Here is a 20,979-nt window from a genome sequence, read left to right as displayed (position 1 = left end):
CCTGCACTCCGCTTACGCGGTCGTAACGGCGCGAGGTGTTGAATGCCCGCACCTGACGGAGGGATACACATGAACAAGCGCATCGGCAGCATCGGTACGGCCTGCATGGCCATCGCCCTGGGCCTGGCTTGCAGCACGGCGGGCGCACAGGACCTGGGCAAGCTCGGCGGCATGATTCCCGGCGGCGGCTCCATGACATCCGGCAGCATGGGCAACGTGGCGGGCCTGCTCCAGTACTGCGTGAAGAACAATTATCTCGGTGGCGACTCCGGCGCCTCGGGCATCCAGAACCAGCTGATGGGCAAGCTGGGCGGCGGTTCGGCCTCCAACTCGTCCAGCAATAGCAGCGGCTCCAGTACCAGCGACATGCTCGGCCAGCTCACCGGCAGCAAGAAGAAGTCGTCGAGCAGCATGGCCAGCACGGGCAGCGGGACCAACGATCCGGGCTATCTGAGCGGCGCCAAGGGCATCCTGCAGGGCAGCAGCGGCCAGAGCGTGGATTTGAACAGCGTGGGCGGCGGCTCCAGCGACTTGAAGTCGCAGATCACCACCAAGGTGTGCGATACCGTGCTCAAGCAGGGCAAGTCGTTCCTGAAGATGTAAGTGCATGCAATCACTGTGGGAGCGCACCCTGTGCGCGACAGGCGCTGCGTTGCATAGAGAGGCACGGCTGTCGCGCACAGGGTGCGCTCCCACAGATTATGGGTTGTGGCGACGCAAGCGCAGCTCGTCCCGCGCCACATACACGCCCGCCGCCAACACCATCAAAGCCAGCACATACCAGGTGATCAGATAGCTGAGATGGTTGTTGGGAAAGGCGATCACCGTGAGCCCGCCCTGCGGCCATGTGCGTTGGCCGGCGGCCAGACTTCCGGGTGCGGCGTCCTCGTCGACGAAATACGGTGCGACGTCACGGAGCCCGCGCTTCGCGGCGATCCCCGAAACGTCGCGCGTATACCAGCTGTCGCGCGCGGGATCGTTGTGCCGAATGAAGTTGCCCTGCTCGCTCATGCGCAGCAGGCCAGTCAGGTCGACCTCACCTTGGGGGCCACGCTCGCAGCGGCCGCTGATGCCGCACCAATCGGTGAGCACGAAGCCGCGATTGACCAGCACGACGGAACCGTCGGCCTGGCGTAGCGGTGTGACGACCCAATAGCCGCTGCCGAGATCCGTGGACGCCCACACCAGCGTCTGCTGGTCGTGCGCGAACGTGCCGCGCAGTGCGACGTGGCTGTATTCCGACGACTGTGCCGTGAGATCTCGCCATTGCGCCCGGGCTGGCGCCGGCGACGGCAGCGCATGCGCGCGCGCGTCCACCCGCGCGATCAGCTCGCGCTTCCAGCCGAGGCGATAGACCTGCCAGGTACCCAATGCGACAAAACCGGCGAACAACACCACGCCAAGCAGGGTCAGCAAGGCCAGCGCCACGGGGCCGCGCGGCGGGCGGCCCGGTTCTTCAGCAACACTCATCGGGATTCACACGGCGAAGGTTGAACGCGGATCGTCAGGGCAGGTTCGACGGATCCATCATCGACGGCATCATGTTGCTGTTGAGGTGATACATGATCCAGATCGACCCGCTCAGCGTGATGACGACCAGCACGATGGTAAACACCAGCGCCAACATGTTCCAGCCGCCTTCCGATTTCGCGTTCATGTGCAGGAAGTAGATCATGTGCACCACGATCTGCACGGCGGCCAGCGCCAGGATGATCACGGCCGCGGTGCTCGACTTGGTGATCACATGGCCCATCACCAGCCAGAACGGAATGACGGTGAGGATCACCGACAATACGAAGCCCGTCATGTAGCCACTGAGGGTGGCGTGGATGCCCAGATCGTCGTCGTGACCGTGACCGTCGTCGTGGGCGTGCAGTTCGTCATGCGCGCTCATGGCAGCACTCCCATCAGATAGACGAAGCTGAAGACGCCCACCCACACCACGTCCAGGAAGTGCCAGAACATCGACAGGCACAACAGGCGCCGCTTGTTGGCGGTAATCAGGCCTTTCTTCAGCACCTGGGTGATCAACACCACCATCCAGATCAGGCCGCAGGTCACGTGCAGGCCGTGCGTACCCACCAGGGTGAAGAACGAGGAAAGGAAGGCGCTGCGCTGCGGCCCCGCGCCGATCGAGATGAGGTGCGCAAACTCGCGCAGTTCCAGCGTGATGAAGCCCGCGCCCAGCAAGCCGGTGATCACCAGCCAGACCAGCATCGGGTTCTGCCGGTTGCGCTGCATCGCCAGCACGGCAAAACCGTAGGTGATCGACGAAAGCAGCAGCAACGTCGTGTTCACCGCGACCGCCGGCAACTCCAGCACTTCCTGCGCGGTGGGTCCGCCGGCGTATTCGCGTCCGAGCACACCGTAGGCGGCAAACAGGCAGGCGAAGATGAGGCAGTCGCTCATCAGGTAGACCCAGAAACCCAACAGCGTGCCGTTGGCCGGGTGGTGATCGGTGGACTCGTGGAACAGCAGCTGCTCCGTACGGCCGCCGCTGCCCGGTGTCATGGAGGTGGTCATATCAGACATGGCTGGCCAGTAGATCCGTGCGGGACTGTTCGATGCGGCCGACTTCATCGGCCGGGATGTAGTACTCGCGGTCGTAGTTGAACGTGTGTCCGATCGCCACCACCAGCAGCGCGACGAACGCCACGATCGCCAGCAGCCACATGTACCAGATCATGGCGAAACCGAGCACGAAGCTCAGCACGGCCATGAAGAAGCCGGCGCCGGTGTTGTGCGGCATGTGGATCGGCAGGTAGCCGCTCAGCGGCCGCTGCCAGTGATACTTCTTCATCATCCACCAGGCATCGTGGTCGTGGATGCGTGGCGTAAAGGCGAAGTTGTACTTCGGCGGCGGCGACGAGGTGGACCATTCCAGCGTGCGTCCACCCCACGGATCGCCGGTGACGTCGCGCAGTGCCTCGCGGTTCTTGAAGCTCACCACGAACTGGATGATGTTGCAGGCGATGCCCAGCGCGATCAGGAAGGCGCCGAATGCCGCGATCAGGAACCAGATCTGCAGTGAGGAATCCTCGAAGTGGCTGAGGCGGCGCGTCACGCCCATCAGGCCCAGCATGTAGAGCGGCATGAAGGCGAAATAGAAGCCCGACACCCACAGCCAGAACGAACACTTGCCCCAGAACGGATCGAGCCGGAAACCGAACGCTTTCGGAAACCAGTAGGTGATGCCGGCAAATAGCCCGAATAGCACGCCGCCGATGATCACGTTATGGAAATGCGCGATCAGGAACAGGCTGTTGTGCAGCGAGAAGTCCGCCGGCGGCACCGCCAGCAGCACGCCGGTCATGCCGCCGATCACGAAGGTGACCATGAACGCCACCGTCCACATCATCGGCAGCTCGAACTCGACCCGGCCGCGATACATCGTGAACAACCAGTTGAAGATCTTCGCCCCCGTGGGGATCGAGATGATCATGGTGGTGATGCCGAAGAACGAATTGACGCTGGCGCCCGAACCCATGGTGAAGAAGTGGTGCAGCCACACCAGGTACGACAGCACCGTGATCACCACCGTGGCGTAGACCATCGAGGCATAACCGAACAGCGGCTTGCGGCTGAAGGTGGCGGTCACTTCCGAGAAGATGCCGAACGCCGGCAGGATCAGGATGTAGACCTCCGGGTGGCCCCAGATCCAGATCAGGTTCACGTACATCATGGCGTTGCCGCCAAGCTCGGTGGTGAAGAAGTTGGTGCCGGCGTAACGGTCCAGCGCCAGCATGGCCAGTACGGCGGTGAGTACCGGGAACGCGGCCACGATCAGCACGTTGGTGCACAGCGCGGTCCAGGTGAACACCGGCATCTTCATCAGCGTCATGCCCGGCGCACGCATCTTCACGATGGTCACCAGCAGGTTGATGCCCGATAACAGGGTTCCCACGCCGGCGATCTGCAGTGCCCAGATATAGTAGTCGACGCCCGCATCGGGGCTCGACATGATGTCCGACAGCGGCGGATAGGCCAGCCAGCCGGTACGGGCGAACTCGCCCACGAACAGCGAGGTCATCACCAGCATCGCGCCGGCCACGGTCATCCAGAAACTGAAATTGTTGAGGAAGGGAAACGCCACGTCGCGAGCGCCGATCTGCAACGGCATCACGAAGTTCATCAGCCCCGTCACCATCGGCATGGCGACGAAGAAGATCATGATCACGCCGTGCGCGGTAAAGATCTGGTCGTAGTGCTCAGGTGGCAGATAGCCCTGCGAGGCACCGAACGACACCGCCTGCTGGCCGCGCATCATGATCGCGTCGGAGAAGCCGCGCAGCAGCATCACGAAGCCCAGGATCATGTACATGATGCCGATCTTCTTGTGATCGATGCTGGTGAACCATTCGTGCCACAGGTAACCCCACAGCTTGTAGTAGGTGACGGCACCCAGCAGCGCGATCGCGCCCAGCGCCACCACCACGAATGTCCACATCACGATCGGCACGTGCAGCGGCAACGCTTCCAGCGTCAGTCGACCGAAGATCAGCTTGGCAAGGTCGGGATGGGAAAGCATCGTGGACACCACCGGATCAGTCGGAGTGAGGATGGGTTGCCGAGGCCGCCATGCCGTTGGCCTGACCGGATCGGAGCATGGCGCCGGAATCGCCGCTGTCGTGCGGACTCAGGTCCATGCGCGTCATGCACGATGGGTTCTCCGGATCCAGGCAGCGCGTAAGGATGGCGCGATAAAGCCCTGGCGCCACCGTGGCGTAGTACGTCACCGGATCGTTCTCGCTGGGCGCAGCCAACTTCACATAGGCATCACGATTGAGATCGCCGCCGCTGGCCTTGGCCTTCTGCACCCATTGCGCAAAGCCTTGCTCGGTGACGCCGTGGAAGAGGAAGTGCATGCCCGAGAAGCCTTGCCCGCTGTAGTTGGCCGAGAACCCCTGGAATTCGCCGGGTGCGTTGATCACCGCCTGCAGTTGCGTCTCCATCCCCGGCATGGCGTAGATCTGGCCGGCCAGCGCGGGTATGAAGAACGAGTTCATGACCGTGGACGCCGTGATCTTGAACTGGATCGGCCGGTCCACCGGCGCGGCCAGTTCGTTCACGGTGGCAATGCCTTGTTCCGGGTATATGAACAGCCACTTCCAGTCGAGCGCGACCACGTTGATCTGCAAGGGCCGCACATCGGCCGGTACCGGCCGGTTGGCGGCGATGCGTTCGAGTTGGCGATAGGGATCGAGCTTGTGCGTGCTGACCCAGGTGATCGCGCCCAGTGCAATGATGATGAGCAGCGGTGCAGCCCAGATCAGCAGTTCGAGAATGGTGGAGTGATCCCATTCGGGATCGTAGTGAGCCTTCTTGTTGGATGCGCGGAAATGCCAGGCGAAGAACAACGTCAGCACGATGACCGGCACGATGATCAACAGCATCAACAGCGTCGAAGTGATGATCAGGTCGCGTTGCTGCACCGCGAGGTCGCCGGATGGCGCCATCAATACGGTCTGGCAACCCGCGAGCAGGAAGACGACACAGACGAGCAGTCCACGCAGCAGCTTCATAGGCATGACCGACGGCGCAACCAATGTGGAAAACGGTACGCCCTTCGGCGCGAAACGGAAACAGGAAAATGTTCCCCGTGACGCGAGAGGCGTGGCGGTGCCATAGTACGGCCGCGACATACTCCTTCTTTATGAGTAATGACTATGTCAAGCACCTTCCCTGATCACGGCAGCACTCCGGGCACCACGGCGGAAGACATTGGACGCCTGCATGCGCGCGCCAAGGTGGCGCCCGGCGAGATCGCCATCGGTGTGATCATTGGCCGCACCTCCGAACAGTTCGACTTCTTCGTGTTCGGTATTTCTTGCGTGCTGGTGTTTCCCGCGGTGCTGTTTCCGTTCGCCAGTGCGCTGGATGGCATTCTTTACGCTTTCACGGTCTTTTCACTGGCCTTCATCGCGCGCCCGTTCGGCACCGCCTTGTTCATGGGCTTCCAGCGACGCTGGAGTCGCGGCACCAAGCTCACCATCGCGCTGTTCCTGCTGGGCAGCGCTACCGCAGGCATCGCGTTTCTGCCGAGCTACCGGCAGATCGGCAATTGGGCGATCGGACTGCTGATCCTGTTTCGCCTGTTGCAAGGCATCGCCCAGGGCGGCTCGTGGGACGGTCTGCCCTCGCTGCTGGCGCTCAACACGCCGCCGGAGCGCCGCGGTTGGTACGCCATGCTGGGCCAGTTGAGTGCGCCGATCGGCTTCATCGTGGCCAGTGCGCTGTTCCTGTTCCTGCACTCCAGCCTGGATGAAAAAGACTTCATCGACTGGGGTTGGCGTTATCCGTTCTTCGTGGCATTCGCCATCAACGTGGTGGCGTTGTTCGCGCGGCTGCGCCTGGTGGTGACCGAGGAATACACCGTCGCCATGGAAGAACGCGAACTGGAACCGATCGGCATCACCGAGATCCTGCGCACGCAGGGCTACAACATCTTCATTGGCGCGTTCGCCGCATTGGCGAGCTATGCGCTGTTCCACCTGGTGACGATCTTCCCGCTGTCGTGGATCGTGCTGAAGTCGACGCAGGCGGTGGATTCCGTGCTGTTGATCCAGATCTTCGGCGGCGTGGCGGGCATCTTCGGCATCGTGATGTCGGGCTATGTCGCGGACCACATCGGCCGGCGCACCACGCTGGGCGTGGCGGCAGGGCTGATCGGCCTGTTCGCGCTGGCTGCGCCCTGGATGCTGGATGGCGGCAAGGAATTGCAGGATGCCTTCATCATCGTGGGCTTCCTGTTGCTTGGTTTTTCGTACGGACAGGCGGCCGGCAGCGTGACCTCCAATTTCGAGGTGCGCCTGCGCTACGCGGGCGCCGCCTTGACTACCGACTTCGCCTGGCTGATCGGCGCGGCCTTTGCGCCGCTGGTGGCACTGGGCTTGTCGATGCGTTTTGGCCTGGGCGCCGTGAGTGCCTATCTGCTCTCCGGCGTGGTGTGCACCTTGCTCGCGCTGCGCGTGAATCGCGCACTGGCAACACGCGAATAGCGCTCAGACGCCCGTGACCGAGAGTTCGTAGCAGGCCCTGCCGCGTTCCTTGGCGCGGTAGAGCGCTTCGTCGGCGCGCTGCATCAAGGCGTCGACCGAGCCCGCGTTGCGGCACAGCGCCGCGCCCACGCTCAAGGTGACCGTGAGCGTATGCGCACCGACGGCGATGGGCATTTCCATGGCGCGGGTGATCTTCTGTGCCAGTGTTTCGGCGATCTCGTGGCTGGCGATGTCGTCGCACAGCACCACGAATTCATCGCCGCCCAGGCGCGCGAGCAGATCGGTCTTGCGGATCGAGCTCTTGAGCCGCGTGGCGATTTCCGCCAGCACGGCATCGCCGGTGGCGTGGCCGTAGCTGTCGTTGATCTGCTTGAAGTGGTCGATGTCGATCAGCATCACCAGCAGCGGCGAGTTTGCCATCGAGGCATGCCGCACGGCCGCGTTGATGCCTTCGCTGAAGAAGCGGCGATTGGCGATGCCGGTAAGCACGTCGTAATGGGCGAGATAGCTCAGCTGCTGCTCGGCCTGCTTGATGCGCGTTATCTCGGTGGTCAGTGCGTAGAAGCCGCTCTGCTGTCCGGTGCCGGTCGTCGCGGGAAGATAGGTCGTCTGGAAATAATGGTGACGGCCGCCGTACTCCGCTTCGTATTCGAAGATCTCGGTTTCTCCACGCAGCACCCGTTCGATATGCGGCTTGAGCGAGGCGTAGAGCACGGGGCCGCGAATCTCCGCGACGGTCTTGCCGACCATCTCCTCGGGCGTTTGGCCGGCCACTTCGCGCACGTAACCGTTGACGAAGGTATAGCGCTCGTTGGCATCGATGTGGGCGATCACCGCGGGCACGTTGTCGGTGATGGTGCGCAGGCGCTTCTCGCTGTCCGCGAGCGCACGCTCGGCCTGCATGGCTTCGGTGATGTCGCGCCCGGTATAGATCAATTCCATCTCGCCCGGACGATCGGGGCTGGGCGCGATGCGCACCAGCGCCTCGATCCAGATGTAATCGCCGGAGCGGCGTTGCAGGCGGTATTGCGTCAGCGACGGCTTGCCGCTGTTCCACAGCTCTTCCGCAGCGGCGGCGACCCGTTCACGGTCGTCGGGATGGATCAGCTCGGAGCGATAGTCCATGAAATCGCCCACTTCCCAGCCCAGCAGGTCCTTCACCGAGGGCGACACATAGCGCCGTGTACCGTCGCGCGCGATGCGCATCACCAGGTCGCTCGCATAGTCGGCCAGCAGGCGGTAACGGCTCTCGCTTTCGGTCACGCGACGGCCCAGTCGCCGACGATCGGCCAAGGCCAGCGCCACCGGCAGCGCCGTGATGCAGAGCACGCCAAGGAAGATCTGCGCCAGCATGGCCTGCCGTTCCGGCGTGGCGGGCACGATCAACTGGAACGGACCGGTGCCCAGTGCGGTGGCGATGCTCGTCACCAGCGCAATGATGGCGATGCCCAGGACCAGCCCTGGAAAGCGGTGATGGAACACGACATACAACAAGGGCGCGAACACCACGAACAACAACGGGTAGCGCGCCTGGAAGAACACCGCGACGGTGACGAGCGCCAGCCCGACGATATCGCGCAACAGCAACAGGCGCTGCCCTGGCAGTCCCAGCATGCGGCGGCGCTGCAGCAGCGCCACCAGGGTCAGCGTGGCCGCGATGACCAGGCCCAGCAGATGCCCGCGGAACCACCAGTCCGCCGTGGTCCAGAACGGCTGCCCGTTGGCGGCGCGCAGCACCGTGGCGGCCAGCAGCGCAGAGGCCATGCATGCCACCAGACCCGAGCCCAGCGCGATGCGACCGAGCAAGAGGAAGCGCGTGTCCTTGGCGATGCGCGGGAAGACATGGCGCACCACCGCCGCCACGATCAGGATTTCCACGCCATTGCTCAGGCCGAGCGCCAATGGCAAGGCAAAGCCGCTGCCGAGCACGCCGCCGTGGCCGATGGCCTGTCCTGCCATGAAACCGAGGAACGCGGCGATCAGGTACGCCGGCCATTTCTGCCGCGGTACGCTGAGCAGTGCGCCGAGCACGATGCCGTTGGGGATCCACAGGGTCAATACGCTGCCGGTATGCCGGGCGAGCAGCAACGAATAGCTGACGGTGACCAGCACCGCAGCAAAAAGACCGGCCGCCTCGGCGAAGAGGGCCAGCAGGGCGTGGCGGCGCGGCTGTGCTTCGGGCATGACCATGACGGAAGGAAACGTGCAAGCGGTAAGCACGCCCCGTGCCATCTTTAAGCGGGGCCACGTCAACGATCTGTCGTGCCGGCGCGAATCGCCTGCCTCAGCGTTCGGCGGGGACCCGCCCGTTCACTCGCGCCACCAGCGCTGCGTGGGCGGCCAGGTCCACGGGCCGATGGGTCACCTGCGTGGTCGCAGGATGCTGCGATACGGTGTTCCGGTTCTTCCAGTCCCGCGCGGGCCGCACCGGCCGAGGCGTGAAACCGCCGCCGCAATTGGGGCACACGTCCTGCAGCAAGGCGACGCAATCGCGGCAGAAGGTGCATTCGAAGGAACAGATCATGGCATCCGTGGATGCCGGCGGCAGCGGCTTGTTGCAATGCTCGCAGCTTGGTCGAAGTTCCAGCATGGGGTCTCCCCGCGGTGGTTGTGGGAAAGCATGACACGCCGCCATCATGCGGCGTCATGCGCCGCTCAGCGGCAACACGTAACGCAGCTTGGCAGATTCGCTTGCGCCAAGCCTTCGATAGAACCGGGCGGCGCCGTCGTTCCAGGACGGTGTCTGCCACTGGACGGCAGCGCAGCCCAGCGAGGTCGCCTGGTCCAGCACGGCGTTCCACAGCTGCTGGCCGATGGCCCGGTTGCGCCAAGCGGCGCGCACATAGAGGCAATCCATGTGCAGATACGTGTTGCGATCGAGCGTGGAGAAGTCCTGCGTGGCGCTGGCATAGCCCACCAGCGCCTCGCCGATGCAGGCGAGCCAGGCGTAAAGCTGCGGCGGCGAGCCGTGCAGCGCATCCGCCAGCACCTCGGCGCGGACAGCGGGAGCATGCGGCAGTCGTTCGAACGCCGCATGCTCCGCGCAGATCGACATCAGCGCGGGCACGTGGCTGCGCGTGGCGCAGACAATCGCGACGTCGTGCGGCATGTCAGCGATCGAGGCCGAAACCTTCGTCGATCCAGCCGGTGAGGCCGCCGATCATCTCCTTCACCGGCCGCCCCAGCTGGGCGAGCTTCACCGCCGCCTTGTTGGCGCCGTTGCAATGCGGACCGGCGCAATACACCACGAACAGCGTGTCGGCCGGATAGTCCAGCAGACGCTGTTCGCTGATCGTGCGCGTGGGCATGTTGAGCGCGCCCGGTACATGGCCTGCCGCATACATCGTGGGCGTGCGCACGTCGAGCAGCACGAAATCCTTGGTTTCATGGTTGGTCGCGTAATAGACGTCCGCACAGTCGGTTTCGAAGCCGAGCCGGGCCTGGAAATGCGCCAGCGCGTCATCGCTGGTCGCGGCGGAAACACGTTGCACCACACTGCTCATGGGTTCACTCCGGTGGAAACACGGCGCCAGTATCGGCACTGGCGCGGTTCGCCGACATTGGCAAGAATGACAGTCACCATGAAGAAACCGCCAAAACGATCCGGACGTCCATCCGGGCCGCCCAACCGTCGGGTGGCAGCCCTGGTCTACGACGGCTTGTGCACGTTCGAGTTCGGCATCGCTGTCGAAATGTTCGGCTTGCCACGGCCCGAGCTGGCCCAGTGGTACGAGTTCGGGCTGTGCGCCGTGGATCGCGGCCCGATGCGGGCGGCGGGCGGCATGCGGGTGATGGCGGAGGGCGGCCTCGAGCAGCTCGCTGCCGCCGGCACCATCATCGTGCCCGGTTGGCGCGGCATCGATGCGGCACCGCTCGCAGCGCTGCTGCAGGCACTGCGCGCGGCGCATGAACGCGGCGCGCGGCTGCTCTCGTACTGCTCGGGCGTGTTCGTGCTCGCTGCCACCGGATTGCTGGATGGCCGTCGCGCCACCACGCATTGGCGCTATGCGGAGGCGCTGGCGCAACGCTATCCGCGCATCCGGATCGAACCGGATGTGCTCTACGTCGACGAAGGCCAGTTGCTTACCTCGGCCGGCAGTGCCGCGGCGCTGGATCTCTCGCTGCACCTGATCCGCCGCGACTTCGGCCCGGAAGTGGCCAACAGCGTGGCGCGCCGCGCCGTGGTGCCGGCGCATCGCGATGGCGGGCAGGCGCAGTTCATCCAGTCGCCGATGCCCGCGCAAGGCGATGGCCTGGGCAAGCTGCTGGACTGGATGCGCCGCCACCTGGACCAGCCGCTGCCGGTGTCCGTGCTGGCCGAGCGCGCCCGCATGAGCGAACGCACGTTGTTGCGACGCTTCGAAGAAGCCACCGGCTGTTCGCCCAAGCAATGGCTGACCCACGAACGCCTTGGCCGCGCGCGCGAACTGCTGGAAGGCAGCGACATGGGCGTGGAGCGCGTGGCGGAGGTGTGCGGATTCGGCAGTACGGATACGCTACGGCACCATTTCCGGCAGCATCTGCAGCTGAGCCCGGCGCGCTACCGCGAGCGATTCGCTCTCCAGCGATAAGTACTCGCAGCACGGCCACCCACAAGGATTACCCATGATTTACGTGTTGCTGAGCGTGGTCTGCAGCGTGCTGGTGTCGGTGCTGCTGAAGCTGTCCCGCCGGTTGTCGATCGACGTGGGGCAGGCCATTGCCTGGAACTATGTGGCGACCAGCGCGCTGACCGCGTTGGTGTTCCGCCCGTCGCTATCGGTGCTGTCGAGCAGCCAGGCACCGTGGCTTGGCTTCATCGGTCTGGGTCTGTTGTTGCCGCTGATCTTTCTTGCGCTCGCCGCCTCGGTGAGCAGCGCGGGCATCGTGCGCACCGATGCGGCGCAGCGCCTGTCGCTGCTCATTTCGCTGGTGGCGGCGTTCCTGTTGTTTGGCGAAACGCTGAGCGTCGGCAAGGGTGCCGGCATTGCGCTTGGCCTGGTCGCGCTGGCCTGCATGGTGTGGCGCGTTGGGCCCGCGAGCGAGCGACATGGCGAACCGGGCTGGTTGTGGCCGCTGGTGGTGTTCGCCGGCTTTGGTGCCATCGATATCCTGTTCAAGCGGGTGGCCGCGGCTGGTACGCCGTTCGCGGCGTCGCTGCAGGCGATGTTCGCACTGGCGCTGGTGGTGTCGCTGCTGATTTTGCTGTGGCGCCGCTGGCACGACCGCACGTTCTTCACGTTGCGCGATGCGATGGCGGGCCTGCTGCTCGGCCTGGCGAACTTCGGCAATATCGTGTTCTACGTGCGCGGGCACCAGGCGTTGCCGGATCATCCGTCGCTGGTGTTCGCGAGCATGAATCTCGGCGTGGTGGCGCTGGGTGCGGTGGTCGGCACCATGGCGTTCCGCGAGCGCTTGAGTTGGATCAATGGGGTGGGTGTGGCGTTGGCGTTGGGGGCGATTGGCGTGATCGCCTGGGGGTGACGCGCTCTTGCTCCCTCCCCCTGTCGGGGTGAGGGGCGGGTCCACCGGAACGTGTCTGCTTTTCTGTGGGAGCGCACTTGTGCGCGACAAGCCGACGGAGCGATACACCCAAGCGTGGCTTGTCGCGCACAAGTGCGCTCCCACAACAGCCAGCCCGGCCCGATGTACTTCACTTCTCACTCTCCCCGCCAGGGAGAGGGTTCCTCTGTGAAGCCACCGAAGGGACTTGCGGGAAGGGGTGGCTCGCTCCGAACCCCTCCGCCAATGACTTCTGGCGTATGAAACCGACCTGCCCTGGCACCTAAGCTGGAGCGTCGCGCTGTCGCGCTCGTTCAGAGGTTCACCTTTATGCGCAAGCTTCCCCTCGCTGTGGCGCTCGCCACGCTGTTGCTCGGTACGGCGGTCCATGCGGCCGACAAGAAGGACAAGGACAAGCCGGACGACAAGCCGGATGCCGCGATGTTGAAGCCGCAGTCGTCGGAGACGTCGGGCACGGTGAAGGTGGAAGGCAAGAGCATCGACTACAAGGCGGTGGCAGGCACGCTGGTGCTGCACGGCAGTGGCGACAAGGAGAACGAGCCGCAGGTGAGCATGTTCTATGCGGCGTACTTCAAGAAGGGCGTGGAGCCGGGCAAGCGGCCGATCACCTTCGTCTACAACGGCGGGCCGGGCTCGGCCACGGTGTGGTTGCACATGGGCGCGTTCGGGCCCAAGCGCGTGGTGACCAGCGACGATGCGCACACGCCCGCCGCACCGTATGGCCTGGTGAACAACGATTACAGCCTGCTCGACGCCACCGACCTGGTGTTCATCGACGCGCCGGGCGCAGGTTTTAGCCGCCTGCTTGCCGACGATGCTGACAAGGGCAAGCGCGACGAGCAGATGAAGGATCGCAAGAAGACCGTCTACAGCGTCGATGGCGACGGTCACGCGTTCGCGCAGTTCATCACCCAGTTCCTCTCGCAGTACAACCGTTGGAACTCGCCCAAATACCTGTTCGGCGAGAGCTACGGCACCACACGTTCGGCGGTGGTGGCGAACATCCTGGAGAACGAGAACAGCGTCGACCTCAACGGCGTGATCCTGCTGTCGCAGATCCTCAATTTCGACAGCAGCATCGATGGTCCGGCCAACAATCCGGGCGTGGATCTGCCGTACGTGGTCGGGCTGCCGACGTTCGCAGCCACGGCCTACTATCACCACAAGCTGCCGCAGCAGCCCGCCGCGCTCGAGCCGTTCCTGCATGAAGTGGAACAGTACGCCCTGACCGACTACGCCTCGGCATTGATGGCCGGCTCGCGCCTGGACGATGCGCGCAAGCAGGCGGTGGCGCAGAAGCTGCACCAGTACACCGGCCTGCCGGTGGCCTATCTGCTGAAGGCCAACCTGCGTGTCGACGGCGGCATGTTCGAGCACGAGCTGCAGGCCGACGGCGATCTCACCACCGGCCGCCTGGACAGCCGCTTCTCCGGCCCGTCGATCGATCCGCTGAGCAAGTCGTCCGACTACGATCCGCAGTCCTCGGCGATCAGCTCGGCCTATGTGGCCGCGTTCAACGACTACGTACGCCGCCAGCTGAAGTTCGGCGAAAACCAGACCTATCGCCTGTTCGCGGATATCGATCACTGGGACTTCTCGCACAAGGCGCCCGGTGCCACCGAGTCGCTGCAGCAGTCGACTAACGTGATGCCCGATCTCGCCACCGCGATGAAGACCAATCCGAACTTGCGCGTCTCGCTCAACGGCGGCTACTACGATCTGGCCACGCCCTACTTCGCGGCCGATTACGAGATGCACCACATGCCGATCCCCGCGAACCTGGAGAAGAACATCTCCTATGCGTGGTACCCGTCGGGCCACATGGTCTACGCACACGAGGATTCGTTGAAGAAGCTGCACGACAACGTGGCGAACTTCATCTCCGAAACCGACAACGTCAGCAAGCATTGATGGTAGCGTGAAGGTGCGCCGCAACGGCGCACCTTCACATCCGGCTGCCGCAGCCGGCGTTACGCTCGCGGGCCTCGCCAGCCGGAGATTTCGTCATGAGTACCGAATCCGTCGCCAAGCGCCTGGTGGCCATGTGCCGCCACGGCCAGTTCGAGGAAGCGCAGCACGAGTTGTACGCCAAGGACGCCGTAAGCATCGAGCCGGAAGGCATGGCCCAAGGTCCGCTCGGCAACGTCAAAGGCCTGGACGCCATCCTCGAGAAGGGCAAGCGCTTCCAGGCGGGCGTGACGGAGATGCACGGCGTCGAAGTCAGCGAACCGCTGATCGCCGGCAACTGGTTCAGCGTGGTGATGACGCTGGATGTGACCATGAAGGAATACGGCCGCGTGAACATGCAGGAGATCTGCGTGTATCACGTCAAGGACGACAAGATCGTGCAGGAGCAGTTTTTCTACGATGCGGGCGGGTGAGGCCGCCCGACCGGCAACAGCATCCGATCACTTGTGGGAGCGCACTGGTGCGCGACGGGTGAGCGGCGATGTACCGGGTCGCATGGTCATGCCGCGGCGCGTCGCCGCTTCGCTCCTGTCGCGCACCAGTGCGCTCCCACAAGGTTTTCGCGAGCGACACGCGCCTTGAGGAGATCTGCATGTACCACGTCAAGGACGACAAAATCGTGCGGGAGCAGTTTTTTAAAGATGCGAGTAGGTGAGGTCGCGCTCCGGCTGCGGTAACCCTGTGGGAGCGCACTTGTGCGCGACGGGTGAGCGGCGATGTACCGCGTCGCATGGTCATGCCGTAGCGCGTCGCCGCTTCGCTCCCGTCGCGCACAAGTGCGCTCCCACAAGGTTTCTTCGCGGCCGACACACGCCCCAAACAAAAAGCCCCGCTTTCGCGGGGCTCTTCGCAACTTGCACCAGCGTGTGCTCAGTCGATGTCGAGGAACGAGCGCAGCTGCTCCGAGCGGCTCGGGTGACGCAGCTTGCGCAGCGCCTTGGCCTCGATCTGGCGGATGCGCTCACGCGTCACGTCGAACTGCTTGCCGACTTCTTCCAGCGTGTGATCCGTGTTCATGTCGATGCCGAAGCGCATGCGCAGCACCTTCGCTTCGCGCGGCGTGAGGCCGGCGAGCACGTCGCGCACGGTTTCCATCAGGCCCGTTTCGGTGGCCGACTCGATCGGCGAGGACGCGTTGGTGTCCTCGATGAAATCGCCCAGATGGGAATCCTCGTCGTCGCCGATCGGGGTTTCCATCGAGATCGGTTCCTTCGCGATCTTCAGCACCTTGCGGATCTTGTCCTCAGGCATGTCCATTTCCTTGGCCAGCTCTTCGGGCGTCGGCTCGCGGCCGAACTGCTGCAGCATCTGGCGGGAAATGCGGTTCAACTTGTTGATCGTCTCGATCATGTGCACCGGGATACGGATGGTGCGCGCCTGGTCGGCGATCGAGCGGGTGATGGCCTGGCGAATCCACCACGTGGCGTACGTGGAGAACTTGTAGCCGCGGCGGTATTCGAACTTGTCCACCGCCTTCATCAGGCCGATGTTGCCTTCCTGGATCAGGTCGAGGAACTGCAGGCCGCGGTTGGTGTACTTCTTGGCGATGGAGATGACCAGGCGCAGGTTCGCCTCGACCATTTCCTTCTTGGCACGGCGGGCCTTGGCCTCGCCGATCGACATCGTGCGGTTGATTTCCTTGATGTCGGTCAGCGGCAGGAACAGCTTGCGCTCGATGGAGGCGAGCTTTTCCTGTTCGCCGTCGATCGCTTCCTTGTAACCCTTGATGTTCGGCGACCACTTCTGGCGCTTGCGGCCCAGCTCGTTGGCCCACTCGAGGTTGCCCTCGTTGCTGGGGAACGCCTTGAGGAACTCGGCCTTGGGCATCTTCACGTGCTTGACGAAGATGTCCATCAACACGCGCTCGTGGTGACGGATGTCGTTCACCACTTCGCGCAGCTTGCGCACGAAGCTGTCGATCAGCGCGGACGGCAGCTTGAGCTTGAGGAATTCCTCAGCCATCTGGTCGCGCAGCTTGGTGACCTTCTTGTCATTGATGTCGGTGGCCTTGGGGGCCGCCTTCTGGAACTTGCCGTAGTAGTCGCGCAGCAGTTCCATGCGGCGCTTGACCTCTTCCGGATCCGGACCGGTCGGGCCAGCCTCTTCTTCCTCGGCGCCTTCGACGTCGTCGTCTTCCTCGACTTCGGACTCGTCCACTTCGGCATCGGCCGCAGCAGCCTGGGCGGCGTCGGCGGCTTCTTCCAGATCGGCGAAGCCGGCCAGGATTTCGCTCAGGCGGCGCTTGCCGTCCAGATGCTGGTCGTATTCCTCGAGCAGCAGCTCGATGGTCAGCGGGAAGCTGGCAAGCGCGGTCTGCACCTGGCCCAGGCCTTCCTCGATGCGCTTGGCGATGGCGATTTCGCCTTCGCGCGTCAGCAGCTCGACCGTACCCATCTCGCGCATGTACATGCGCACCGGGTCGGTGGTGCGGCCCACTTCGGAATCGACAGCCGACAACAACGCGACCGCTTCTTCGGCGGCAGCTTCATCGTCGGTGGATGCGCCAGGCGCGTTGTCCGACAGCGGATCGGAATCCGGCGCGGCGTCGTGCACTTCAATGCCGACGCCCTTGAGCACCGCCATGATGTCTTCGATCTGCTCCGGATCGACGATGTCGTCGGGCAGGTGGTCGTTGATCTCGGCGTAGGTCAGGTAGCCCTGCTCCAGACCCTTGGAGATGAGCGCCTTGATTTCAGACTGTTGCTCAGGAGCTTTGCTATTCATACCTACCGCCGCGTATGCAGGAACCGATCAGTATACCTATGTGATGCTTTTTTGACCAGTTTTCAAGGAAGAGACTCGGCAGTGCCGACACGCAAAAATCGCGCCAAATCGGCATCTTCCGGGGATTTTGTCGCAGTTGGTCGAGGCGCGCCGGGGTGATCGCGATCATGGCGTCTCCAGCCAGAAGGTGACCGGGCCATCGTTGACCAGATGTACCTGCATATGGGCACCGAACTGGCCGATTTCCACCCCCGGGTGGGCGGCGCGGGCCAGTTCGACCAGGCGGTCGAACCAGCGGCGCCCTTCCTCGGGCGTGGCGGCGCTGGTGAAGCTGGGGCGCATGCCCGAGCGGGTGTCGGCGGCCAGGGTGAACTGGCTGACCAGCAGCAACTGGCCGCCGGTGTCGGCGAGGCTGCGGTTCATGCGGCCCTGCTCGTCGGCAAACACGCGGTAGCCGAGCAGGCGTTCGAGCATGCGGCGGGTACGCGGTTCGTCGTCGCCCGGCTGCACGGCCACGAGCGCGAGCAGGCCAGGACCGATGGCCCCGACAGTGGTGTTTTCGACATCGACACGGGCTGACAGGACACGCTGGATCAGGGCGATCATCGAATGGGTAACGGCCGGAGACGGCGGAAGCTTAGGGCCTGACCGTCGCCGACGGTAGCCTCGTTGCACAGAACGTAAGCAGGCGACCCGTGGTTGACCCGTGAACGGGCAGCGCGGGCGGTTACACTGCGTCGCCCATGCGATTCGACATCACCCTTCTCTATCTGCTCCTGCGCCTGTTCGGAAAGCTGCCGTTGCGCACGCTGCACGCGATCGGCGCGGGCATCGGCCGGCTCTCGCTGGCCTTGCGCACGCGCACCGCGCACAACACCTCGGTGAACCTGCGGCTGACCCGTCCTTCGCTGGACGAACGCGCCCATGCCGCCTTGCTGCGCGAGGTGATGGAGGACGCCGGCCGTTCCGCCACCGAGATCACCAAGATCTGGGGCAACGATGCCGAGCGCGCGCTCGACATGGTGCGCGAAGTGCGCGGCGAGGCGCTGTTCGATGCCGCGCTGGCCGCCGGCAAGGGCGTGATCATCGCCGCGCCGCACCTGGGCTGCTGGGAGTTGCTCAACTACTGGCTGTGCCGCAAGACGGCGATGGCGATCCTCTACCGCCCGCCGCGCATCGCCGCGATCGAGGGCCTGCTGCGCAAAGTGCGCGGCGCGCTGGCGCCGGAACAGGTACGGGCCGAGGGTGCGGGCGTGCGCACCTTGTACAAGCGGCTCGCGGCCGGCGGCACGGTGGGCATCCTGCCCGACCAGAAGCCGCGCGCCGGCGAAGGCGAGGTGGCGCCATTCTTCGGCCAGAACGCGCTGACCATGGTGCTGCTGCCACGACTGGCCGCGCGCACCGGCGCTACCGTGCTGTTCGCGTTTGCCGAGCGCCTGCCCAAGGGCGAGGGCTATCGCATCCACCTGCTGCCGGCACCCCCGGGATTGGCCGACGCGGATCTCGCCGTCGGCTGCCGTGCGCTCAATCAGGGCGTGGAACAGTGCGTGGAGCTGGCCTTCTCGCAGTACCAGTGGCAGTACAAGCGCTTCTCGGCCGATACCTGGAAAAGCCCGTACGACTGAATCACAGGCCATCCGTGCACGTGTGCGCGACATGGGCGCCTGGTCGTTACCGCTCCGTAGGCTTGTCGCGCACAGGGTGCGCTCCCACAGGGGAAAGGTCAGGGCTGGTTTTCCACCCGCCGCAGAAACACCGTCATTTCCTTCTCGGCCTGCTTGTCGCCGCGCGTCTGGGCGACGCTGATGCCCTGGCGCCACGCGTCCGCGGCGCCGGCGCTGTCATCGATGGCGAGGCAGGCCTTGCCCAGGAGCTTCCACGCGGCGGAATAGCCGGCATCGAACGCCAGGGCCTGGCGGAATTCGACAATCGAGCCGGCGGCGTCGCCTGCCGCCAACAAGGCATTGCCCAGCGAGAAACGCAGCAACGCGCCGTCACGCGGACCGCCGCACTGCGCACGCAGGTTGGCGATCAGCAGCTCGTTCATTGCAGGGCGCGCACGCGCCACTCGTCGACCTGATAGACCCGGGTCGGATGCGCCGGCTCGGCCGGTACACGGCCGGCGCGCAGGTCGGCCAGCGATTTGGCCGGCCAGATCACCACCCAGCCCGAGCGGAACGGCTGCACCAGCAAGGCATAACGCAGCGCCTCGTTGGAGAGCTTTTCCGGATGCTCCACGATCACGCCATCGGGGTGCTCCTGCGCGAACGTCTGCAACGACTTGCCTTCGTACAGCCGCTCGATCGGATGGGTGAGCCGGCCGGCGAAATGGAACTGGCCTTCGTAGTTGCCCAGCAGGCCGATCGGGCGCTGCTCCGCATCGACCGAGCCCAGCATCAGGGCCGACGGCCGCAGGTCGAAGTTCTGCCACATGGTCAGGGTGAACAGCGTATTGAGCGCCAGCGTGCCGACCAGGCCGGCGACGGCCAGGCGGCGCATTTCGCCGCGACCGCGCAGCAACAGCAGGATGCCCAGCAGCACGAACACCACGCTGAAGAAGCGGCTGTAGCGCTGCGTGCTGTCGAACCATTCGCCATGCAGGTCGTTGTGCGACACCAGCACCGGCAGCACGAACAGGAAGATGCCGAACAGGATGCCGCCCACGCCCAACGGCCAGGTACCCAGCCACGGATTGTTGGCCAACGCCGGGCGCTGGTCGCGCAGCGCCGCGATGGCGCCGGCAATGAGCAGTGCCGCACCGGCAAATTCCGGTAACGGGTAATACAGCTGCTTGCCGCTGATGAAGGAGAACACCACGATCACCGGCACCAGCCAGCACAGCGCGAAACGCATGCCGCTGTCGAACGGGCGGCGCAGGGTGGCGAGCGCCACCCAGGCGCGCGGCCAACCGCTGAAGGGGAACAGCAGCGCCGGAATCATCGGCACGTACCACCAGAACGGGCGCGCATGATCGAACGCGTTGACCACGCGGCCGGCCGTCTGGGTGAAGAACAGGCGCTGGCGATACGCCTCGCCGCCGGCGAAACCGGCGGGCAGCGCCCAGGCCAGCAACATCGCGCCGCCGAGCAGCAAGGCGAGCACGCCGCGCGAGTACCAGCGCACGCGGTTGTCGCGCGCCCAGTCGTTCCACAGCGGGCCGAGCAAGAACGGGAACGCCACGTGCAGCAGCATCACCGGGCCCTTGGTAAGCAGGCCGGCGCCCACGCACAGGCCGAACAGCAGCCAGCGCGGTTCCGCCCGCTGCGGCTTGGGTGTCAGGCAGAGCAGCGCCGCCAGCACCCACACCGCCAGCAGCACCTCGTACATGATCTGCTGGCCGAACAGGAACGCGTAGCCCAGCGCCAGCAGAATCCACGGCGCTCCCTTGGCCACCCAGGAGCGGTTGGGAAACAGCCGCTGCGCCAACAACGAGACCAGCACCAGCTGGGTGCCGCCGAAGATCACTTCCAGCACGCGCGGCCAGATGTCATTGACGCCGAATACCAGCCAGCCGGCGTGGATCATCCAGAACAGCAGCGGCACCTTTTCGCTGTAAGGGGCACCGTTGATGTGCGGCACCAGCCAGTCGTGGTGGATCCACATCTCCCACGCCACCGCCAGCGTGCGGGTGGAATACAGCGGCATCGGACCGTGCGAGAAGATCGCCAGCAGGGCAGCCAGCGCCCACAACGGCAGCCAGGGCCAGAGGGAGCGCAGGTGTTCGGAGCGGCTATAGCTGCTGGATGCCACGGGCAGTCTTCTTTATGGGAATGAAACAATTCTATCC

General features: G+C 64.6%; 20 protein-coding genes. 7 read left to right on the top strand and 13 right to left on the bottom strand.

Annotation, left to right across the window (positions count from 1 at the left end; all coding sequences use genetic code 11):
• Positions 1–69 precede the first annotated feature (69 nt).
• Positions 70–603 carry a DUF2501 domain-containing protein gene (locus ISP20_RS03785; RefSeq protein WP_204634739.1) on the top strand — a complete coding sequence of 178 codons (534 nt, stop codon included), beginning with the start codon at positions 70–72 and terminating at the stop codon, positions 601–603.
• A 96-nt stretch (positions 604–699) separates the two neighbouring features.
• On the opposite strand, the gene ISP20_RS03780 is transcribed toward ISP20_RS03785, so the two are convergent.
• From ISP20_RS03780 to cyoA, 5 genes are read right to left on the bottom strand one after another with little or no spacing between them, the layout of a single operon-like run.
• Positions 700–1,470 carry an SURF1 family protein gene (locus tag ISP20_RS03780; protein WP_204634738.1) on the bottom strand — a complete coding sequence of 257 codons (771 nt, stop codon included), beginning with the start codon at positions 1,468–1,470 and terminating at the stop codon, positions 700–702.
• A gap of 34 nt (positions 1,471–1,504) precedes the next feature.
• Entirely contained in the window at positions 1,505–1,894 is a 390-nt protein-coding gene (gene cyoD / locus ISP20_RS03775) for a cytochrome o ubiquinol oxidase subunit IV (protein ID WP_204634737.1), read from the bottom strand.
• On the bottom strand, positions 1,891–2,523 hold the full coding sequence (cyoC, locus tag ISP20_RS03770; RefSeq protein WP_425490767.1) for a cytochrome o ubiquinol oxidase subunit III: 633 nt from the start codon (positions 2,521–2,523) through the stop codon (positions 1,891–1,893). The genes cyoD and cyoC overlap by 4 nt, the downstream gene beginning before the upstream one ends.
• Position 2,524: 1 nt before the next feature.
• The gene (gene cyoB / locus ISP20_RS03765) at positions 2,525–4,498 is read right to left on the bottom strand and encodes a cytochrome o ubiquinol oxidase subunit I (protein WP_204634926.1); all 1,974 of its coding nucleotides are present in this window, start codon (positions 4,496–4,498) and stop codon (positions 2,525–2,527) included.
• A gap of 46 nt (positions 4,499–4,544) precedes the next feature.
• Positions 4,545–5,522 (bottom strand): ubiquinol oxidase subunit II, encoded by a 978-nt coding sequence (cyoA, locus tag ISP20_RS03760; RefSeq protein WP_204634736.1) that lies wholly within the window; start codon positions 5,520–5,522, stop codon positions 4,545–4,547.
• A gap of 144 nt (positions 5,523–5,666) precedes the next feature.
• Between cyoA and ISP20_RS03755 the strand changes: the two genes are divergently transcribed.
• Positions 5,667–6,998, top strand: a complete 1,332-nt coding sequence (locus ISP20_RS03755) for an MFS transporter (RefSeq protein WP_204634735.1) — start codon at positions 5,667–5,669, stop codon at positions 6,996–6,998.
• A 3-nt stretch (positions 6,999–7,001) separates the two neighbouring features.
• On the opposite strand, the gene ISP20_RS03750 is transcribed toward ISP20_RS03755, so the two are convergent.
• The 4 genes from ISP20_RS03750 to ISP20_RS03735 form a co-directional block, all read right to left on the bottom strand.
• On the bottom strand, positions 7,002–9,188 hold the full coding sequence (locus ISP20_RS03750) for a sensor domain-containing diguanylate cyclase (RefSeq protein WP_204634734.1): 2,187 nt from the start codon (positions 9,186–9,188) through the stop codon (positions 7,002–7,004).
• 94 nt (positions 9,189–9,282) lie between these two features.
• Complete coding sequence (locus ISP20_RS03745; RefSeq protein ID WP_204634733.1) at positions 9,283–9,588, bottom strand: DUF1272 domain-containing protein; 306 nt, start codon at positions 9,586–9,588, stop codon at positions 9,283–9,285.
• Positions 9,589–9,642: 54 nt separating this feature from the next.
• Positions 9,643–10,107 (bottom strand): GNAT family N-acetyltransferase, encoded by a 465-nt coding sequence (locus ISP20_RS03740; RefSeq protein WP_204634732.1) that lies wholly within the window; start codon positions 10,105–10,107, stop codon positions 9,643–9,645.
• 1 nt (position 10,108) lies between these two features.
• A complete protein-coding gene (locus ISP20_RS03735; protein WP_204634731.1) occupies positions 10,109–10,501 on the bottom strand; it encodes a rhodanese-like domain-containing protein in 393 nt (130 codons plus the stop codon).
• 78 nt (positions 10,502–10,579) lie between these two features.
• Between ISP20_RS03735 and ftrA the strand changes: the two genes are divergently transcribed.
• The 4 genes from ftrA (at position 10,580) to ISP20_RS03715 (ending at position 14,881) form a co-directional block, all read left to right on the top strand.
• The gene (gene ftrA, locus ISP20_RS03730; RefSeq protein WP_239535300.1) at positions 10,580–11,569 is read left to right on the top strand and encodes a transcriptional regulator FtrA; all 990 of its coding nucleotides are present in this window, start codon (positions 10,580–10,582) and stop codon (positions 11,567–11,569) included.
• A 34-nt stretch (positions 11,570–11,603) separates the two neighbouring features.
• Entirely contained in the window at positions 11,604–12,461 is an 858-nt protein-coding gene (locus ISP20_RS03725; RefSeq protein WP_204634730.1) for an EamA/RhaT family transporter, read from the top strand.
• 348 nt (positions 12,462–12,809) lie between these two features.
• Positions 12,810–14,411: a S10 family peptidase gene (locus tag ISP20_RS03720; RefSeq protein WP_204634729.1), complete on the top strand. Its 1,602-nt coding sequence runs from the start codon at positions 12,810–12,812 to the stop codon at positions 14,409–14,411.
• Between the two features lie 95 nt (positions 14,412–14,506).
• Positions 14,507–14,881 carry a nuclear transport factor 2 family protein gene (locus ISP20_RS03715; RefSeq protein WP_204634728.1) on the top strand — a complete coding sequence of 125 codons (375 nt, stop codon included), beginning with the start codon at positions 14,507–14,509 and terminating at the stop codon, positions 14,879–14,881.
• A 457-nt stretch (positions 14,882–15,338) separates the two neighbouring features.
• Here ISP20_RS03715 and rpoD read toward each other — a convergent pair whose 3' ends face one another.
• Together rpoD and dtd are read right to left on the bottom strand one after the other, a co-directional pair.
• Positions 15,339–17,192, bottom strand: coding sequence for an RNA polymerase sigma factor RpoD (gene rpoD, locus ISP20_RS03710; RefSeq protein WP_204634727.1), 1,854 nt, complete (start codon positions 17,190–17,192; stop codon positions 15,339–15,341).
• Positions 17,193–17,357: 165 nt separating this feature from the next.
• Positions 17,358–17,798, bottom strand: coding sequence for a D-aminoacyl-tRNA deacylase (gene dtd / locus ISP20_RS03705; protein WP_204634726.1), 441 nt, complete (start codon positions 17,796–17,798; stop codon positions 17,358–17,360).
• A gap of 137 nt (positions 17,799–17,935) precedes the next feature.
• Here dtd and ISP20_RS03700 point away from each other — a divergent pair, with 137 nt between their 5' ends.
• A complete protein-coding gene (locus tag ISP20_RS03700; protein ID WP_204634725.1) occupies positions 17,936–18,817 on the top strand; it encodes an LpxL/LpxP family acyltransferase in 882 nt (293 codons plus the stop codon).
• A gap of 98 nt (positions 18,818–18,915) precedes the next feature.
• Here the strand turns inward: ISP20_RS03700 and ISP20_RS03695 are convergent, their stop codons facing one another.
• Together ISP20_RS03695 and ISP20_RS03690 are read right to left on the bottom strand one after the other, a co-directional pair.
• Positions 18,916–19,239 (bottom strand): hypothetical protein, encoded by a 324-nt coding sequence (locus ISP20_RS03695; protein ID WP_204634724.1) that lies wholly within the window; start codon positions 19,237–19,239, stop codon positions 18,916–18,918.
• Positions 19,236–20,942, bottom strand: coding sequence for a glycosyltransferase family 39 protein (locus ISP20_RS03690; RefSeq protein ID WP_204634723.1), 1,707 nt, complete (start codon positions 20,940–20,942; stop codon positions 19,236–19,238). Before ISP20_RS03690 ends, ISP20_RS03695 begins: the two co-directional genes overlap by 4 nt.
• Positions 20,943–20,979: the final 37 nt, after the last annotated feature.

The organism is Dyella kyungheensis (assembly GCF_016905005.1).
Lineage (GTDB): Bacteria > Pseudomonadota > Gammaproteobacteria > Xanthomonadales > Rhodanobacteraceae > Dyella > Dyella kyungheensis.
This window is presented reverse-complemented; position numbering and strand designations above follow the sequence as displayed.

What these genes read in the sequence shown, in the direction of transcription:
- ftrA (WP_239535300.1), top strand. Translation starts at nt 10,580, where the DNA reads ATGAAGAAACCGCCAAAACGATCCGGACGTCCATCCGGGCCGCCCAAC.
- rpoD (WP_204634727.1), bottom strand. Translation starts at nt 17,192, where the DNA reads ATGAATAGCAAAGCTCCTGAGCAACAGTCTGAAATCAAGGCGCTCATC.
- ISP20_RS03700 (WP_204634725.1), top strand. Translation starts at nt 17,936, where the DNA reads ATGCGATTCGACATCACCCTTCTCTATCTGCTCCTGCGCCTGTTCGGA.
- ISP20_RS03735 (WP_204634731.1), bottom strand. Translation starts at nt 10,501, where the DNA reads ATGAGCAGTGTGGTGCAACGTGTTTCCGCCGCGACCAGCGATGACGCG.
- ISP20_RS03695 (WP_204634724.1), bottom strand. Translation starts at nt 19,239, where the DNA reads ATGAACGAGCTGCTGATCGCCAACCTGCGTGCGCAGTGCGGCGGTCCG.
- ISP20_RS03750 (WP_204634734.1), bottom strand. Translation starts at nt 9,188, where the DNA reads ATGGTCATGCCCGAAGCACAGCCGCGCCGCCACGCCCTGCTGGCCCTC.
- ISP20_RS03755 (WP_204634735.1), top strand. Translation starts at nt 5,667, where the DNA reads ATGTCAAGCACCTTCCCTGATCACGGCAGCACTCCGGGCACCACGGCG.
- dtd (WP_204634726.1), bottom strand. Translation starts at nt 17,798, where the DNA reads ATGATCGCCCTGATCCAGCGTGTCCTGTCAGCCCGTGTCGATGTCGAA.
- cyoC (WP_425490767.1), bottom strand. Translation starts at nt 2,523, where the DNA reads ATGACCACCTCCATGACACCGGGCAGCGGCGGCCGTACGGAGCAGCTG.
- ISP20_RS03725 (WP_204634730.1), top strand. Translation starts at nt 11,604, where the DNA reads ATGATTTACGTGTTGCTGAGCGTGGTCTGCAGCGTGCTGGTGTCGGTG.
- ISP20_RS03720 (WP_204634729.1), top strand. Translation starts at nt 12,810, where the DNA reads ATGCGCAAGCTTCCCCTCGCTGTGGCGCTCGCCACGCTGTTGCTCGGT.
- cyoD (WP_204634737.1), bottom strand. Translation starts at nt 1,894, where the DNA reads ATGAGCGCGCATGACGAACTGCACGCCCACGACGACGGTCACGGTCAC.
- ISP20_RS03785 (WP_204634739.1), top strand. Translation starts at nt 70, where the DNA reads ATGAACAAGCGCATCGGCAGCATCGGTACGGCCTGCATGGCCATCGCC.
- ISP20_RS03780 (WP_204634738.1), bottom strand. Translation starts at nt 1,470, where the DNA reads ATGAGTGTTGCTGAAGAACCGGGCCGCCCGCCGCGCGGCCCCGTGGCG.
- cyoA (WP_204634736.1), bottom strand. Translation starts at nt 5,522, where the DNA reads ATGAAGCTGCTGCGTGGACTGCTCGTCTGTGTCGTCTTCCTGCTCGCG.
- ISP20_RS03745 (WP_204634733.1), bottom strand. Translation starts at nt 9,588, where the DNA reads ATGCTGGAACTTCGACCAAGCTGCGAGCATTGCAACAAGCCGCTGCCG.
- ISP20_RS03715 (WP_204634728.1), top strand. Translation starts at nt 14,507, where the DNA reads ATGAGTACCGAATCCGTCGCCAAGCGCCTGGTGGCCATGTGCCGCCAC.
- ISP20_RS03740 (WP_204634732.1), bottom strand. Translation starts at nt 10,107, where the DNA reads ATGCCGCACGACGTCGCGATTGTCTGCGCCACGCGCAGCCACGTGCCC.